11 protein-coding genes are annotated in these 18,021 nt (G+C 38.1%); 2 read left to right on the top strand and 9 right to left on the bottom strand.

Annotated features, from left to right (window positions below):
* Nucleotides 1-4: 4 nt before the first annotated feature.
* On the top strand, nucleotides 5-2,713 hold the full coding sequence (gene secA, locus AACQ49_RS10565) for a preprotein translocase subunit SecA (RefSeq protein ID WP_004244101.1): 2,709 nt from the start codon (nucleotides 5-7) through the stop codon (nucleotides 2,711-2,713).
* A 146-nt stretch (nucleotides 2,714-2,859) separates the two neighbouring features.
* Here secA and cueR read toward each other — a convergent pair whose 3' ends face one another.
* The 4 genes from cueR to hpmB form a co-directional block, all read right to left on the bottom strand.
* Nucleotides 2,860-3,267, bottom strand: coding sequence for a Cu(I)-responsive transcriptional regulator (gene cueR / locus AACQ49_RS10560; RefSeq protein ID WP_004250349.1), 408 nt, complete (start codon nucleotides 3,265-3,267; stop codon nucleotides 2,860-2,862).
* 108 nt (nucleotides 3,268-3,375) lie between these two features.
* A complete protein-coding gene (locus tag AACQ49_RS10555; protein ID WP_049199982.1) occupies nucleotides 3,376-5,865 on the bottom strand; it encodes a heavy metal translocating P-type ATPase in 2,490 nt (829 codons plus the stop codon).
* Nucleotides 5,866-6,133: 268 nt separating this feature from the next.
* On the bottom strand, nucleotides 6,134-10,867 hold the full coding sequence (hpmA, locus tag AACQ49_RS10550) for a calcium-independent hemolysin HpmA (protein WP_161779038.1): 4,734 nt from the start codon (nucleotides 10,865-10,867) through the stop codon (nucleotides 6,134-6,136).
* 33 nt (nucleotides 10,868-10,900) lie between these two features.
* Entirely contained in the window at nucleotides 10,901-12,586 is a 1,686-nt protein-coding gene (gene hpmB / locus AACQ49_RS10545; protein WP_017827186.1) for a hemolysin secretion/activation protein HpmB, read from the bottom strand.
* Nucleotides 12,587-13,281: 695 nt separating this feature from the next.
* Between hpmB and mutT the strand changes: the two genes are divergently transcribed.
* On the top strand, nucleotides 13,282-13,677 hold the full coding sequence (gene mutT, locus AACQ49_RS10540; protein WP_012368230.1) for an 8-oxo-dGTP diphosphatase MutT: 396 nt from the start codon (nucleotides 13,282-13,284) through the stop codon (nucleotides 13,675-13,677).
* A gap of 52 nt (nucleotides 13,678-13,729) precedes the next feature.
* Here mutT and yacG read toward each other — a convergent pair whose 3' ends face one another.
* From yacG to AACQ49_RS10515, 5 genes are all read right to left on the bottom strand, one after another.
* Complete coding sequence (gene yacG, locus AACQ49_RS10535) at nucleotides 13,730-13,945, bottom strand: DNA gyrase inhibitor YacG (protein WP_004244091.1); 216 nt, start codon at nucleotides 13,943-13,945, stop codon at nucleotides 13,730-13,732.
* 52 nt (nucleotides 13,946-13,997) lie between these two features.
* Nucleotides 13,998-14,750, bottom strand: a complete 753-nt coding sequence (gene zapD / locus AACQ49_RS10530) for a cell division protein ZapD (protein ID WP_004250354.1) — start codon at nucleotides 14,748-14,750, stop codon at nucleotides 13,998-14,000.
* Between the two features lie 2 nt (nucleotides 14,751-14,752).
* The gene (coaE, locus tag AACQ49_RS10525) at nucleotides 14,753-15,367 is read right to left on the bottom strand and encodes a dephospho-CoA kinase (protein WP_004244087.1); all 615 of its coding nucleotides are present in this window, start codon (nucleotides 15,365-15,367) and stop codon (nucleotides 14,753-14,755) included.
* A 277-nt stretch (nucleotides 15,368-15,644) separates the two neighbouring features.
* Nucleotides 15,645-16,844 (bottom strand): type II secretion system F family protein, encoded by a 1,200-nt coding sequence (locus AACQ49_RS10520; protein ID WP_004250357.1) that lies wholly within the window; start codon nucleotides 16,842-16,844, stop codon nucleotides 15,645-15,647.
* Complete coding sequence (locus AACQ49_RS10515; protein WP_004250359.1) at nucleotides 16,841-17,944, bottom strand: ATPase, T2SS/T4P/T4SS family; 1,104 nt, start codon at nucleotides 17,942-17,944, stop codon at nucleotides 16,841-16,843. Before AACQ49_RS10515 ends, AACQ49_RS10520 begins: the two co-directional genes overlap by 4 nt.
* Between the last annotated feature and the right edge of the window lie 77 nt (nucleotides 17,945-18,021).

Genomic DNA, 18,021 nt, shown 5'->3' with positions numbered 1-18,021 from the left:
AGTTATGTTAGGTAAAATTGTAACCAAAATTTTTGGTAGTCGTAATGAACGCGCTATTCGTCGTATGCGTAAAGTGGTTGCTCAAATCAATCAACTAGAGCCAGAATTTGAAAAATTAACCGACGATGAATTGAAAGCCAAAACAGATGAATTTCGTGAGCGTTTAAAAAAAGGTGAAAAAGAAGAGGATATTTTACCTGAAGCTTTTGCCACTGTACGTGAAGCGAGTAAACGTGTTTTTGGTATGCGTCACTTTGACGTACAGCTTATTGGCGGTATGGTATTAAATGATCGCTGTATCGCAGAGATGCGTACAGGGGAAGGTAAAACCTTAACTGCAACACTGCCTGCTTATTTAAATGCGCTATCAGGTAAAGGGGTGCACGTTGTTACCGTCAATGACTATTTGGCGCAACGGGATGCGGAAAATAACCGCCCACTATTTGAATTCTTAGGGTTAAGTGTTGGTATCAACCTCCCTAATATGGCACCACCAGCAAAACGTGAAGCTTATAACGCAGATATCACTTACGGTACAAATAACGAATTTGGTTTCGACTATTTGCGTGACAATATGGCGTTTAGCCCTGAAGAGCGTGTCCAACGTAAATTACACTATGCATTAGTGGATGAGGTTGACTCCATTTTAATTGATGAAGCTCGTACTCCACTGATTATTTCAGGGCCTGCTGAGGATAGCTCTGAACTTTATATTAAAATGAATAAAGTTATTCCTCATTTAGTGCCTCAAGAAAAAGAAGATTCAGATACCTTCCAAGGAGAAGGGGATTACTCTGTCGACGAAAAAACGCGTCAAGTGAATATTACTGAGCGTGGCTTAGTTAAAATTGAAGGGTTATTAGCCGAAGCAGGTATGATGAAAGAGGGCGAGTCACTTTACTCACCTGCTAACATCATGCTTATGCACCATGTAACGGCAGCCTTACGTGCCCATGCATTATTTACAAAAGATGTTGATTACATTGTTAAAGATGGCGAAGTTATCATTGTTGACGAACATACCGGTCGTACCATGCAAGGTCGTCGTTGGTCGGATGGTCTACACCAAGCGGTAGAAGCAAAAGAAGGCGTGAAGATCCAAAATGAGAACCAAACATTAGCGTCCATTACATTCCAGAACTATTTCCGTTTATATGAGAAATTAGCGGGGATGACCGGTACTGCAGATACCGAAGCTTTTGAATTTAACTCTATCTACCGTTTAGAAACTATCGTTATTCCAACTAACCGCCCAATGGTCCGTAAAGATTTACCTGATTTAGTTTATATGAATGAAAAAGGTAAATTTGCCGCGATTATTGAAGATATTCGTGAACGTACTAAAAATGGACAGCCGGTACTGGTGGGGACCATCTCGATTGAAAAATCTGAAGAGATCTCCCAAGCACTTACAAAAGCGAATATTCATCATAATGTCCTGAATGCCAAATTCCATGCTATGGAAGCAGATATCATTGCTAATGCGGGGTTACCATCAGCGGTGACTATCGCAACTAATATGGCTGGTCGTGGTACCGATATCGTATTAGGGGGAAGTTGGCAAACTGAAGTTGCGAAGCTGGAAAATCCAACAGAAGAGCAAATTGAAGAGATCAAAGCACAATGGCAAAAACGCCATGATGCGGTATTAGCTTCTGGTGGTTTACATATTATTGGTACTGAACGCCATGAATCACGTCGTATCGATAACCAGTTACGTGGTCGTGCGGGGCGTCAAGGGGATGAGGGGTCTTCTCGTTTCTATCTGTCAATGGAAGACTCCTTAATGCGTATTTTTGCCTCTGATAAAGTATCAGGCATGATGCGTAAACTGGGAATGAACGAAACAGAAGCTATTGAGCATCCATGGGTAACTAAAGCGATTGCTAATGCACAACGTAAAGTAGAAAACCGTAACTTCGATATTCGTAAACAATTACTTGAGTATGATGATGTAGCCAATGATCAGCGTCGAGCTATTTATACTCAACGTAATGAGTTGTTAGATGTTGCTGATGTCAGTGAAACTATCGACAGTATTCGCCAAGATGTGTTTACTTCGATGATTGATAACTATATTCCACCTCAATCACTAGAAGAGATGTGGGATATTGAAGGTTTAACGGCCTGTCTGCAAAATGACTTTGATTTAAATTTACCTATCAAAGAGTGGTTAGATAAAGAGCCTGAACTACACGAAGAAACACTGCGCGAACGCATTTTAGAAAAATCAATCGAAGTCTATAAAGCAAAAGAAGAGATTGTCAGTGCTGAAATGATGCGTAACTTTGAAAAAGGTGTCATGTTACAAACACTGGATTCACTGTGGAAAGAGCACTTAGCGGCGATGGATTATCTGCGTCAAGGTATCCATTTACGTGGTTATGCACAAAAAGATCCAAAACAAGAGTACAAACGTGAATCTTTTGCTATGTTCGCTAATATGTTGGAATCACTGAAATATGAAGTGATCAGCACATTAAGTAAAGTACAAGTTCGTTTACCTGAAGAAGTTGAAGAGTTAGAGCGTCGTCGTCGTGAAGAGGCGGAGCGTTTAGCTAAACAGCAACAACTTAGCCATGAAGTGACAAAAGAATCACAAATGTCAGCCGTTGATGGCCAAGTGGCATCAGGCAAAAAAGTGGGTCGTAACGAACCTTGCCCTTGTGGTTCAGGTAAAAAATATAAGCATTGTCACGGTAAATTAGGTTAATTACTTATTGCTTATTATATGGGTAAGAATGTAACACCATTTTAAAAATAGAAAGCCCACCTTCGAATAAAGGTGGGCTTTTTTTATCCATGATAAAAAACCATAAAATAGGAGAGTGGAGGTAATAAAGGTTGTTTTTTTGTTGTTTAATGTTCTGTCCCTGTTTGGGGTTCGACTAGCTTAGCAATAATTGGGCAATCAGGATTATTATCACCTTGGCACTCTTGTGCTAAATGCGATAATGTTTGCGTCATTCGTTGCAATTGCGCTATTTTACGGTTTAATTCATCGATATGAGAAAGGGCAATAGCTTTTACATCAGCACTTGTCCGTTCTCTGTTATTCCATAAAACTAATAATGTTGATATTTGCTCTGTTGAAAAACCAAGAGCACGTGAATGGCGGATAAAGCGAAAACAATCTACATCGCTATCATTGTAATCGCGATAACCTCCGTCAGTACGAATTGCCTTAGGTATTAAACCAATTTGCTCATAATATCGGATCATTTTACTTGAAATACCGGATTTTTTTGCAGCTTGACCAATATTCATCTTATTCTCCTTATCTGATAATAAAGCGCTTTTCTTCTAAGTAGAGATAATTGCTTTATCAGCATGAGCCAGATCTTTTTCGGATCTGGCAATAAAGATAATTTATGTTTAATGTGTTTTCATGGGCGCTTGAAAACGTTTTAGTCGTAGTGCATTTCCTAAAACAAATACACTAGAAAGCGCCATTGCTGCGGCAGCGAATATAGGCGAAAGTAACATGCCATTGATAGGATAAAGCATACCCGCAGCGACAGGGATTAATAATGCGTTATAAGCAAATGCCCAGAATAAGTTTTGTTTGATATTACGAATGGTTGCTTGGCTAAGTGCAATCGCATCAACAACACCGCGTAAATCACCTGACATTAGTACTACGTCAGCAGCTTCAATGGCAACGTCAGTTCCTGTACCAATTGCCAATCCTACATCAGCTTGTGCAAGCGCTGGGGCATCATTGATACCATCTCCGACAAATGCAACTTTATCTCCTTTCTGACTAAGTTGTTTTAATGCTGCAACTTTTCCATCAGGAAGGACTTCTGCAACTATTTCATCAATACCAAGTTGTTTTGCTATTGCTTTTGCTGTTGCTTTGTTATCACCTGTGATCATTGCTACTTTCAAACCTAATGCATGTAATGCTTTAATAGCTTCAGGTGTTGTTTCTTTTATTGGATCTGCAACGGCAATAATCGCAGCAAGACGGCCATCAATGGCGGTATACAGTGGTGTTTTACCTTGCTCACCTAATTTTTGAGCGGATGAAGCGAACTGACTGACATCTAACCCAAGCTGTTTCATAAAGCGGTCGGCACCCACAGAGACAGACCTTCCATCAACTGTTGCACTAACACCAAAACCAGGAATAGCTTCAAAATTATCGACGCTAGCAAGCGTTAATTTTGCCTCGTTTGCTGCATTAACAATTGCTTGTGCAATAGGGTGTTCTGAATAAGTTTCAATTGAAGCGACAAGACTTAATATCTCGTTATATTCAAACTTTTCTGCTGGGATCAGATCAGTTAGCTCAGGGCGGCCTTTTGTCAATGTACCAGTTTTGTCGAGTGCGACCACACTAACATCACGTAAGGCTTGCAAAGCTTCACCTTTACGGAAAAGTATTCCTAATTCAGCAGCTCGTCCTGTGCCAACCATAATTGATGTTGGTGTTGCTAATCCCATTGCACACGGACAAGCAATAATGAGTACCGCAACAGCATTGATGAGCGCAAAGGTTAGTGCAGGCTCAGGACCAAATGCGAGCCAAATAAAGAATGTGATCGTTGCACCTATCATTACTGCGGGCACAAACCACATGGTAACTTTATCAACAAGCGCTTGGATTGGTAATTTTGAACCTTGAGCTTCCTCAACTAAGCGAATAATTTGTGCGAGTATCGTATTGGCACCCACTTTGGTCACTTTAAAACTAAAAGCGCCTGTTTTATTGATGGTGCCACCGACAACCTCAGCCCCTATCTCTTTTGCTACAGGAACGGGTTCACCGGTTATCATGCTCTCATCAACATAAGAATGGCCTTCTACAACCTCACCATCAACAGGGATTTTTTCACCAGGACGAACAACAACGATATCGCCCATCATAACTTGATCTAATGGAATTTCTAGTATTTCACCATGACGTGAAACACGTGCTGTTTTGGCTTGAAGACCCACTAAACGCTTAATCGCTTGTGAGGTATTTCCTTTGGCTTTTGCCTCAAGATTTCGCCCTAATAAGATCAAGGTAACAATCACGACAGCAGCCTCAAAATAGATATTTGCCGTACCTGCAGGTAAGACTTGGGGTATAAAGGTTGAAACGACAGAATACCCATAAGCGGCTACTGTACCGACTGATACTAATGAGTTCATATCAGGAGCACCGCGTAATAATGCGGGTATTCCTTTTTTGAAAAAGCGTAAGCCAGGGCCAAACATCACTATGGTGGCAAGAACAAATTGAATATACCAGTTGAGCTGTTGCCCTAATGTTTGCGTTACCCAATGATGGACTCCGGGGATAAAATGTGAGCCCATCTCAATAACGAACACTGGTAATGTGAAGATAGTGGCAATAAGTAATGCTCGGCGTAACGAGCGGGCTTCTTTTTCACGACGCTCTTCACTTAAATCACGAGTATTGGCTGGATTATCTGATAGCCGCCGTGGTTTATAACCGGCATGGACAACCGCCACTTCTAAATCAGTAATAGATACTACGCCGGATAAATGACGCACACGAGCACGCTCAGTGGCAAGATTCACGGTGGCTTCTAATACACCAGGAATTTGAGCTAATGCTTTCTCAACACGCCCGACACAGGAAGCGCAGGTCATTTCTTCAATAGCCAATTCAGTGATCTCTTCAGGAACTTTATAGCCAGAGCTTTCAATCGCGCTTACAGCAAGTGCAGGATTGGGGGTACTGCTAAATGTAATATCAGCACGTTCTGTTGCAAGATTCACGACAGCATCTTTTATTTCAGGTACTGCCTTTAATGCTCGTTCAACACGTCCGACACATGAAGCACATGTCATACCTTCTACAGGTAAGCTCAGCCTATTTGCTGAGGATAATGTTGTAGGTGTATTCATCAAACTTTCCCTCTTAAATATGGTATGGGACAAAGCTTAAGCTTTACCATTAGGGGAAGGTCAAGGATTATATAATTATTTTGTTTTCTTTTATTTTGTTTATATTCAATGGGTTATATTTTCTTGGTTTATTTTAAATATTAAAGAATTGTAAGTTTATCGGGAGCAGATGTCATAAGTACGATAATAAAAAGCCCACTTGTAATAATGACAATCAAGTGGGCTTAGCTTACAAAAAATAGGCAGTTACTCTTTTATGAAGTATCGACTATTTTTCAGAAATAGATGCTTTTGTATTGACGGTTTCATTCGTTTTAACGGGGGATTTAAAAGAAATATCTCCACCTACCAGTTGTTTTGCTAAATCCACCACAGAGGATTTCAGATCAAGATCAGCGCCGGCTTCATAATGATGTCCTTCAATATTTTCTAATTTAACGCTACTTCCCCCTAAATCAACTTGGCCTTGTTGACTCGCAATTTCTGCTCCGGTGAGTTTTGTCGAGCCATTCACATTTAATGATAGGTCGTTGTTGCTAGTTAAGGAGGTGGTTTTAGTGACAGCATCATTATCTACATGAGTGACTTTGATATCTGCATTAGCAGTATGACCCTCAGCACCTGTTACGATATTCTTAATACCATTACCAACTTTACCAAAACCTTGATCAATTTTGGCTTTAGTTTCATCACTGATACCTGTTTTATCTGCAATAGTTGAAGAGAGGGAGTTATATTTATCAGAGATAGCATCGGTTGATGATTTAATTCCTGAATCAATCGTATCTTTGATGGTTTTCTCTAATAATGACCCTCCGGCTTTAGCCGTTTTATTCACTTGGCTTGATTTAGGATCGTTGGTGTGGTTATAGCCAACATTGACGCCAACAGTGACATGGCGATCACTCTCTTTTTGGCTAGCAATATTGAGTGAACCACCGACATTACCCGTAACGCTATCAGCAGTCACATTAGCACCAGATAGTGTCAGATCTTTATTACTATTAATCGTTAATGTACCTGTTTCTAAGGTTGCATTTTGGTGGCTAGTTTTTTGTTGATCTTCCACGTTAACCAGTAATTTACCCCCTATGTTATGAATAGAGGTAGCAGGTTTCTCCTCTGTAACTTCTTTTGGGGTGGTATTGGTTTTTTTGCCATTAAAGCCAATATCTGTTCCCCAATTGTTTTTATAATCAGTAGACTGCGCAGATGTGATCTCGATATCACCGGATTGTGATGTTAACTGAGTATCTTTACTATTAACTTGTGCTCCTTGAAGATGGACGCTATTGCCATTAATCGTTAAGTTTCCTGAGTTATTAATCGTTCCTCCTTCTCGAGATACGCTTTTCTCATCTTGTTTACCAATAGCAAATTGGGCACTACCTAAACCATTCACAGATGAAGCATCATCGGTCATTTTTTTACCAAAACCTGCTTGTACTCCTCCAGATAAATTATTGCCTTTTTCAGTACGCTCAGAGCTCGCTGATTGTAGGTCGACTTTATTAGTTGCATTTAATGCAATATCTTGTTCGCTACTTAAATGAGTACCTTGTAAAGTCAGGTTATGCCCAGCGTTTAATTCAATACCTTGAGAGCCAGTGATAGCACCCACTTTTGCGGTAGTCTGCTCTTTGCTGTGATGAGTAGTCCCTGCATTGAAACCTCCACCATAGTCTTTACTCTCTGGCGTGGTGCCCACTTTCAGATTTGCACTACCATTAACATTAGATTGACTTTCGCTATGAGTATCAGTCGCCTGTGCAAGAGTGAGATCACCCCCCGCATTGATAACTGTTTTGCCCTTTTGTGCATCAAATTGAGCACCTTCATAATGGGCATCTTCACCTACATTAATCGAAATATCGCCATTTGAGGTAAATTGGCTACCTTTAGCCTTTGTTTCCATTAAGGCGTTATCAGTTGTTTGGCCTTCACCTTTAATAGCAACGGTAATATCACTGCCCGTTTTGGTACTGACACCAACTTGTCCACCGCCTTTTGTTTCATGGAATGTCGTTTGATGTTTATCTTGCGCGACCTCGCTTGTGTGGGTGTTTGCTGTGAGAGAAATACCTTCTTGGGTTGATTGATAGTGAGTACCTTGATCATGTAACTTATTATTACTATCAATGTTGATTTTTCCTGCATTGATAGAGGTTGAAACGGGTTGGCTATCGGTTTGTGATTTCTGACTACCACCACCTTTAATACCAACTTCAACACCGACATTGGGGGTCTCTAAATTGCTAAGGTTAGCTAAATTAGCAATTGCATCTCTTGCTGTAACTTTTTTAGTTAAATCGGTATTGTTACCCGGTTTGGTTGTGTTAACACCATCTTCGATTGCCTTCTTAACTGGCTTCGTTACACCGCTATAATCAAGATTAACGCCAACATCGATACCAACATTTAAGCTGTCAGTTTTAGATGTTTCACTATCATTGACGGCAAGGTGCTGAATATTTTCACCAGACTCTTGATAACGCCCCTCAACATGGTGAGAAGCCCCTTCGTGAAGCAAATCTTTGTTCGCGGTAATAGTCAAATCACCTGCAACCTCTGTTTGGCTGCCTCTATTTTTTGTTACCTCTGTTTGTGTATGTTGTTTGTCATATTGAAAATCGGCTTTAGAACCGACTTTATCTACACCTCCTGTGTAGCTAAAACCCCCTGAAATAGTGGTATCTGTGTTGTCCGCTTGTTTTTTATTTTCCGTACTAACAAAGGCAACATTATCACCCGTAATAGAGGCATTCCCTGCGGTAGTCTTTAGATCAGATCCCGCAAAAGTCACATCTTTATTCGCTTGCAGATCAACATTGGCGCCACTAATGGTTGAGTTAGCTTGTTCTGTTTCAGTGCTAGTATTTTTATTGGTGGTATGAGTGATATGAAAGCCCGCACTATATTGCTTGTCTTCAACTTCTTTGGCGTGCCCAGTAATGGCTAATGATGTTTTTTCATCATCAATCTTAGTGACTTGTTGTGCTGATTTAACGTTGATATCACCTAAAGAATGAATACCTAATTTATCAGCGCTTTTGATCAAACTACCAATGACATTAACATCATTGCCACTGACAACGGTCAATTGTGCATCGGAAATGAGTTCACTACCTGTAGATGTTTGTTTATTAGTTTCATTTTTATGTGAACTTTTAGTGATATTAAACGCGGTTCCTGTGCGTTCATCGATTTTACTGATGGTTTCACTCATCGCATTATCAATGACGACATCACCTTGTGTGGTTTTAACAAAAGCACCTTGGTTGCCTTTTACTTGGCTACCGGTAATGTTGACATTGTTATCTGCAGCAAGGAGCAATTGACCATCAGCGGTTAATTGTGTTGCATGACTAACTTGTTGTTGATTATTATTATTTTTATTCTGACCACCGCCAATACCTCCCCACATAACATGATTATCGGTGACTGTTTTATCATTATTGGTTTTTTGGACGTTTAAATTAATATTATCTTTGGCATTGACCAGCACATTTTCATTCGCATGCAGTTTAGCACCTTGCGCCGTTATTGAGCCTTGAGCATCTAAACCAAGATCTTTACCTGCCGTTAATTCACTGGCTTTTAACGTCTCAGTTTGGTGGCTATTACTCCAACTACCACTTTCTAAGCGAGAAGTATGATTACGTTTATTGCCATTTTCACTACGACTTTCTTTCTCAACTAATCCATTGATATGGATATCTTTATTGGCATTAATTGCAAGGTTATTCCCCGCATTAATTTTAGCCGCGTCTAAGGTAACATCTCCTTTAGTTGCGGTTAATGTTGCATTATTTTTAGCATCAATTTGGCTACCAATTTGCTGTATTTGTTCTTTCTCTTTAGTCACATCGTATTTCCACGAGTAGAACCAGCGATTATCAATATCGGTCTCTTTTTGCTGTAGCTGTTTACCATCGATAGTTAAATCAGCACCTTGTAAAGTGATATCATCCCCCATTAAATCAGAGGCTTTGATTTGATTATGGTTACTCGCCACTAATGTGATGTTTTTACCTTTTAATTCGGTTTTAGTGAGTGTTTGACTAGAGCCACTATTATTAACCGTGATCCCGCCACGATAGTTTTGGTAATTTTCACTGCCATCTTTATCGTAACTGTCATAACGGACTTGACTATCTGTTTGAATATTATCTGCTTTAACACTTAGGTCGTTATCTGCGGTAAATTTACCTGCTAATTTAACTCCACTACCTTCAGCCGTATTAATAATGCGGATACGACCCGATTGCATACTACCAAAGAAATAGCTATCTAATGCTGAAACGGGTTTTTGTGAAGAGAGAATATCAAAATGTTGTGAGAAGGTGTTTTGTCCAGTAAAGGCTGAAATTTCAGCGGCAGTGATTTTCCCTCTACTATCAATACGAGGAGCAATTAAGTCTAACAACCCTGTTGTATTTAAGCCATTTTTACCAAGCGATAGTAAATTGGTGTTGTTGAGGGTGCTATAGCCTTTTAGCTGACCATTTTCAAAGAGCGGATTACCAACAACTAATGAAGAGCGGCTGGTATTTATAAAACCACAACCATCACATGTGATACCATTTGGGTTAGAAAGCACATATTCAGCAGCGATACCAAAGACCTCTTGCTGACCTAATAAGAATGATGGGTTGCGGCTAACAACTTCATTCAAAATTAAAGAGGCAGCTTGACCATTTAAATTGCTGTTAGCGTTTAAATGACCCGCAAGTTGAGATTGTCCCCCTTCTAATGCGTTATTAAATACAGCCCCAGGCTTGCCAACATTGAAGTCTTGGTATTGGTTATGAGAAATCCCTTCGTTATTTGGCGTGACTATATTAATCACTTGCGTACCACCATTAACAGCAGAGACATCCGGCCCTTGATGGCCTGCATCGGGCACGATGCCATTGCCATAAGCATTAAGAGAGACAAAAATTATTGCTAAAGACGCAGCAAGTCGCCCGGAGGGTGAAAGTTTAAAGTTTTTTGATTTCATAGAGTTATCTCCATTTGTTGCTATGAATGTAGATCAAAATAAGTATGAAAATTTAACCAGTAGTTGAGTAGGATCTTTGGTTTTATTGGAATTTGTTTGGTGATACAGTAACTCGCCTTTTGCAACTTCAAGGTCGAGTTGTGCTTGTTGATATTGAATATTTAAGCCGGAGCTTAGGCCGTAACCACCTTGCCATCCTTTGTAGTTGCCATGTTGTTTTACTTGACCGATATCTACCCCTATACGAGGTGTGATAGAGAAGTGGTTAAGTCGATAGGGATAGGAGAGGGTATTGCGTAAATAGCCACCGTTATCACCAGAAAGTGTGCTTTGATCAAAACCACGAATAGCGTTTTTGTCTGTTAAACTTAGCCATTCAACTCCGGGGAGTGTGTCGTGGCTGTATTGGCCTAAAAAAGTACTATTGAATAAAAATGTAGAATGCCATAGAGAAAAGCGTTGATACCAATTGGCAAATAGCTTAACTTTTGTAAAGCGATAGTCGTTACCATTACCGTTAGCGATATAGGGTGTTTCCTCTGCGCCAAACCAGCCGACCGCTTTTTCAACACTTAAATTAGTGCTCAATACGCCATTTGGAATAATCTGCAAATGATTAATCCCTAATTCAATCGTGGTTAATTTAGGGCTACTGAGATCTAAACGAATTTGGCTAAAGTAGTTGCGTATACGTTTATGAGTGACTTGAATATTTAAGGTATCAATTTGTTTTTGGCTACGACTAAAAGCATAATCGCCTCTAATACCTACTTGAGTGGTATCGCCATATAAGCTGACAGTACGTGTTTGTAATTTTTGGTGAAATTGGTACTCCGAATAACTACCAAAAGAGCTAAAAGTAAAACCACCATAAGGAATTGAATAGAGCAAAGTATAAGCACGATTAAAACGGGTATTCGGGTTATCTGTGGTTATATTGGCATTTAAGCTTACAAAATCAGATAAACCTAATGGGCTATCTAAACTAGCATTCGTTCGTATTAACCAGCGGCCTGAATTTTTCTGTCCATAATTGTCACTAGCGATATTGAGATGCCAAGGTGATTTTCGTTGATTAGACAACTTAATGACAGAGCCCCCCAATTCGGTACCGGGAAGAATATCCACTGTGACTTTATTTGATTGCAAACGGTTAGCTTGATCTAAGCCTTGATCGAGTGTAGCGAGTTTTAATGGTTGCCCTTTGATTCGAGGAAATAGTAGTGTGGTGTTAACACCTCGATCACCCCCTTCAATACGTTCAACAAACCCTTCAATAGCATACAGACCTAATTCGCCATGTTGGTTAGGACGTAAGAATTGGATACGTGCGGTAATATAACCATGTTGAAGATAACGCTGAGTGAGTTCTTTCACGAGGCGATTAATATCAGCACTCTTAATACATTGATCTGGTAATGGAGATAATGAATTGAGATCCTTCTCAGTAAGTAAAGTAATACCTTGAATATAAACGCCTTTTATAGGCAAACAGTGTTCTGACTCAGTAATTAAAGTTGGGGTAGGTGAAATATTTACCGCTTTTTCTTGCAGTTGCTGATAGCGATTTTGTTCTATTAATTGATTAATTTCACGTTGGCTATCTTGCAATGCACGCCTTGATTCACTGATTGAGCCTAAATTTCCTGTTTCATTTGCGCTTAATCCACTGGTAGAAAAACAGCTTAATAGTGTTAATAAAACAACTTTTTTTTTCATTTTACCTCGAGATAAAGGTATTAATTCAAATATAATAATAGGGCTTTAATATATATAGATAATAAATAATGTTTTATTATTATATTGAAATTAAAAATAATAAATACCAGTTACTCTTTAATTGAATATATTTTTAAAATTGATGGATTTAAGTAAAACTTTCCCTTTTTTTAGTATTAACTATCAATAAACGTAAAATAATCAGTATGATTTTGTTAGAGAGAATAAGCGTTATCTACAAATAAAATCATTTGTTTAATTTTTATTGTTATTGTATTTGTTGTGATTTTTGCTATGTAAATTACCAGTTAGAAAAAATCAATTAACCAAAAAATAGGTTTTTTAGAGAAAAAAGAAGAATACTGAGAGCGGTTTTGAAAAAATTTAATTAAGTTAAAAGTGACTTTTCATTTGTTGGCAGTGATTTATTTATTTCATTATATAAAATATTCATTCTGTGAATAATTATTTCATTTTAATAAATAAAATATAAAAGCATTTATACTTTTACTATTTATTTATCTTAATAAATAGTGATGATTGAGTTTAAACGAAAAGAGTCCAACTTTTGCGGGTCGTTCATCAGGGGGGAGCAGATGCCGAATAGTGAAGAAAGAAAATCAACCTCATACTATTGGATCTACGGTATAATGGTGAAGTTTGTCAGTGAAACGTATGATCTAATAAGGCTGTTTATGATAGATAAAAAAAAACTACATATTGCTGCAGGTGTGATTTGTGATAAGCAAAATAATGTATTTATTACCCAACGCCCTTTGACATCTCATATGGGAGGATATTGGGAGTTTCCTGGTGGAAAACTAGAAGATAAAGAGACGCCAGAGCAGGCATTATACCGTGAGTTGCAAGAAGAAATAGGTATTAATGTGACGCAATGTCAGTTGCTTGAAACGGTAGAGCATGATTTTATTGATAGGCATATTACATTATCATTCTTTTTAGTCACAGAGTGGGAAAATAAACCTTACGGTAAAGAGGGGCAACTTTCCCGCTGGATACCTATTATGTCCTTAAATGCTGAAGATTTTCCACCAGCTAATCGCTCTATTGTTGCCTTATTGCAAAAATAATCAATACAGCCACTTCATGATTGTTGTGGCTGTATGAGTATGCTGTGGGCGTTTAATTAAACGGCTTAGGATCTTGCTCTGGCATTTCACTCCATTCATCGCTGTCATTGCTTTCGCTTTGACTTGGAATTCGCTTCTCTTCAGCCGCCCATTCGCCTAAATCGATTAACTGGCAACGCTTACAACAAAAAGGACGATAAGGGCTACTTTCATCCCATATTACCTCGGTTCGGCATGTTGGGCATTTCACTATTAATTTTTCGCTCATTATCTCTCCTGAATTTAATTGAGATGATTTCTGTTGTTGATATTAAGCTATATTAACAACATGAAATCTCAAAAGGTAGTTCAGAAGGGATTGTGCCATGCTCACTATCAAGAGGCAAAAAGCGAATAGCATAACGGTTTTTGTGTCCTGAGACTTGAGGGTAAATTTGCTGGCTGGCAAGTAGCTTGATCCGCAATAATTCACCTTCTTCCGTACTGTCTTGATAAAAACCACTATGGCTTAATACCGGCTTAAATGTATCTGATTGACGAATAAGTGTTAATAAGGCATTTAATGCATTTTGTAGAGGATATAACCCTTCCTGCCAACAAGTTAACTTTTCAGTACGCACCGTTTGAGGAAGATTTAACCACAAATGCAAAGTAGGGACGTCAAAGCTACAACATCCTCCCGGAATGCTGAGGCGTTGTTTTACTAAGCTGATGATTTTATCTTGTTTTAAATGTTGTCCAATACGTGGTGCTTTACTTAATGCGCAAGCACTTTCTGATAACTCATTAATAATATGACTGACAATCTCTTTATCGACATTAGGAAAGGATAACCACTGTTGCAGTTTTTTTTGTCTTTTTTCTAACTCTTTAAGTAGCTCTGCGCGGATCTCCCCGCGATCTAAAACTTCAATAAATTCTGAAACGGCACGAAAAAAAGATAATGCAGAAGATAATGAATTAATAGATTGAAAACTATTTAATTGAATTAATGAGTTTTCAATTCTAAGCCATGAACGCATTTTCTCATTAAGCGGGTGTTCAAAAATAATTGTTGAGGTTTCTTCACTCATGGCTATTGTCCTGTATTGCTTTTTTGAGCTAATTCTAAGTAATGCTGATGAAGTTGTTTTATTTGTTCATCTTGATTTAAGCTATTATCGTGATTTTCAATAATATCATCAGCAACGGCTAATCGTTGTTCTCTTTTAGCTTGGGCTTGTAAAATTTTGAGTACATGATCTCGGCTTACACCATCACGTTGCATAGTTCTGGTAATTTGTTCTTCTTCAGTCACATCAACCACAAGAATACGATCGGCTAAATGTGTTAGTTTATTTTCAACTAATAAAGGAACAACCCAAATAAAATAAGGGGCGCGAATTTGTTGAATTTGTTTTTGCGTCTCTTGTTGTATAAGTGGATGGAGTAACTGGTTTACCCACGCTTTTTCTTGTTGATTTTGAAAAATAATATGACGTAATTGTGCTCTATTTAACTTGCCATCAGGCAATAAAATTGTGTCACCGAAGTGTTGCTGTAAGGCTTTTAATCCCGGCGAATCTGGCTCTACCACTAATCGGGCAATGACATCCGCATCCACAAGAGGGACGCCGAGTGAGGCAAAACCATTAGCGATGGTTGTTTTACCACTACCAATACCACCTGTAAGAGCAACTGTATAAGTCATTGCGTTCGTCTATTTTTAATTAATCAAAATTTACTGTTGATTGCGATATTCTAAAGCTTAAACTGATTTTTATCACAAGATAATAACCGCAATATTTGGGTTTTATTCAGTTATTATGATAAGCGATTTTCTGCTACCCTGACAGCCTAGCTTACAGTAAGTGGCTAAATCTTCGCTTAATCGGCTATTAATATATCAAAATGTAATGATGATGCATTGTATCACTGATGTTTTGATTATTAGACGCATTGTTAATGACTTTAGGATATTGCTAGCATCAATGTATGGTATCACCTAGTTGTAACACCGGAAGATACATCGCAATAATAAGCGTGCCAGTAATCAATGCGATCAGTGTCATTAAAATAGGCTCAAGCCATGTTTTTACACTATCAAGGCGTTCTTCTAATTGATGATAAAACCAGTGGGTAAGTTGCTGGCAAAAAAACTGTAGTTGTCCAGAATTTTCTGCTGAAGAGATAAATTGATAACAGATTGGCGGGAATAGAGGATTATGTCGCATAAATGAGCTAAGTGATTTGCCTTGAGTAATATGCGCTATCATATCAGTGAGTGCTCGTTGATACAGTGAATGCGTTAATTGCTCTGTAATAATTTTTAACCCCTGTAATAGTGGTAATCCAGCTTGTTGTGTAATCGTCATTATCTGAAAAATAATATGTAGCTGGTGATATCTTAATAAGACCCCCAAGTAAGGAAGATTAAGCCAACATCGTTGTTCAATGTCGCGAAATTTAGCACTATGGTGTTTAATAGTGTAATAGCTATAAGAAATTATTAATATAAACAGCAGGATAATTAAACTATATTGAGAAAACCATTGAGAACATCTAATTAAGGTTAATGTTAGTGTCGGTAGCTCAGTATTAAATGCACTGTATAAAGATTGATATTCAGGTAAAACATAGATCAACATAGATATTGTAATAACGATTAATGTTAATAATAAGAATAGAGGATACTGAAAAGCTTTTATTATTTTTTTTATTAAATCCCGCTGGTTTTTTAATTGTGTTGTTTGTAATAAGAGAACTTCATCAAGCTTACCACTCTCTTCACCAATATAAATAAAATGGGTTAAATTAGCAGGAAAATAGAGTGGATAACGACTTAACTGTTTAGACAGCGCGCCTCCTTGATTTAGGTGAAAAATAATATCATTTAAAACACATTGCCAATGTAAATAACGACATTCTTCTTTAAGCAGTGTTAATGCGGGCAAAAGTGCTAAGCCTGAATGAAGTAATAACGCTAACTGTTCAAGAAGTTGAATGCGGTATTGTTTATCACTATTTTGAAAGATTATTACCCTATATAGGCGAATTTTTACTGGTAATTTTTGTTGTTGAATAAGTTGATCAATAACTTCATGTTTAGATTGAGCGACAACGTTGCCACTTAGCCATTTTCCTTGATAAGTTAATGCATTATAGCGATAGATAAAATGTAATTTCATTCAATATCTCCGACTACTTGATAAACTTCATCTAAAGACGTGATCCCCTTCTTTATCAGTTCAATACCTGAGTTAAATAGTGCGTAAGGTGAGGGAAGTGATTGCTTGGCAAGTTCAAAACAATCATAAATAGCTGTTCTGCCTTTGTAGCCGGAATAACAAAATTGACAACCTGTTGCTTGCCAATTGGGTAATATAATTTGTTGATTATTAATAATGAAATTTTTCTGTTCAGGTGATGGGTATTTACAGTTGCTACATAAGCAACGAACTAAACGTTGAGAAATAATTAATTTTACACAAGAGTCGATTAAATCTTTTGCGATGCCTAAATTAGCCAAACGGGCGAGTGTTGCTTGGGTAGAGTTAGTATGCAGTGTTGATAAAACTAGGTGGCCTGTTTGTGCCGCTTTTATTGCTATTTCTGCTGTTTGTTGATCACGTATTTCACCTATCATAATAACATCGGGATCTTGGCGTAATAGTGCCCGTAATATTGTTGCAAAAGTAATACCAGCTTTTTCTGTTATTTGTGTTTGATTAATGCCATGGAGAGGTAACTCAATAGGATCTTCAATACTATTAATATTACGATTATCTTTATTTAAATATTGTAAACAACTATAGAGTGTTAAAGTTTTACCACTCCCTGTGGGGCCGGTGACTAAAATCATTCCCTGAGGTTGAGTAAGATATTTTTTTAATAGTGTTAGGTGAATTGTTTGAAAACCTAACTGTGCTAATTGTGGCTGTTGCAGATTATTCATGAGCCGTAAAACTATTTTTTCTCCATATAAAGTAGGAAGTGTCGCAACACGTATTGAATAATTGTTTTTCTGGTAAGACCAATTAAATTGACCATCTTGTGGTAGGCGTTTTTCGGCAATATTAATATTCGCGAGGATTTTTAAACGTGTCAGGATCTCGTTAGCTAATTGATTGTCAGGGGGAGAAAACAACACTAGATGATTATCAATTCTCGCGCGAATTCTCAGGCTATTTTGTTGTGGCTCTAAATGAAGATCAGAAACACGTTGAGCAAGGCTGTGACGTAACAATTGCTCAATAAACTCTGTTGCTGTATGGATAGTATTATTCATGAAAGCTCTTTTTTTACGATAAATGATTTATGGATGGTAAGGGCTAGAAACAGAGCCTATTGGCTTTTCCACCTTGG

The organism is Proteus sp. G2675 (assembly GCF_963886535.1).
In the GTDB taxonomy this organism is placed as follows: Bacteria; Pseudomonadota; Gammaproteobacteria; order Enterobacterales; family Enterobacteriaceae; genus Proteus; species Proteus mirabilis.
This window is presented reverse-complemented; position numbering and strand designations above follow the sequence as displayed.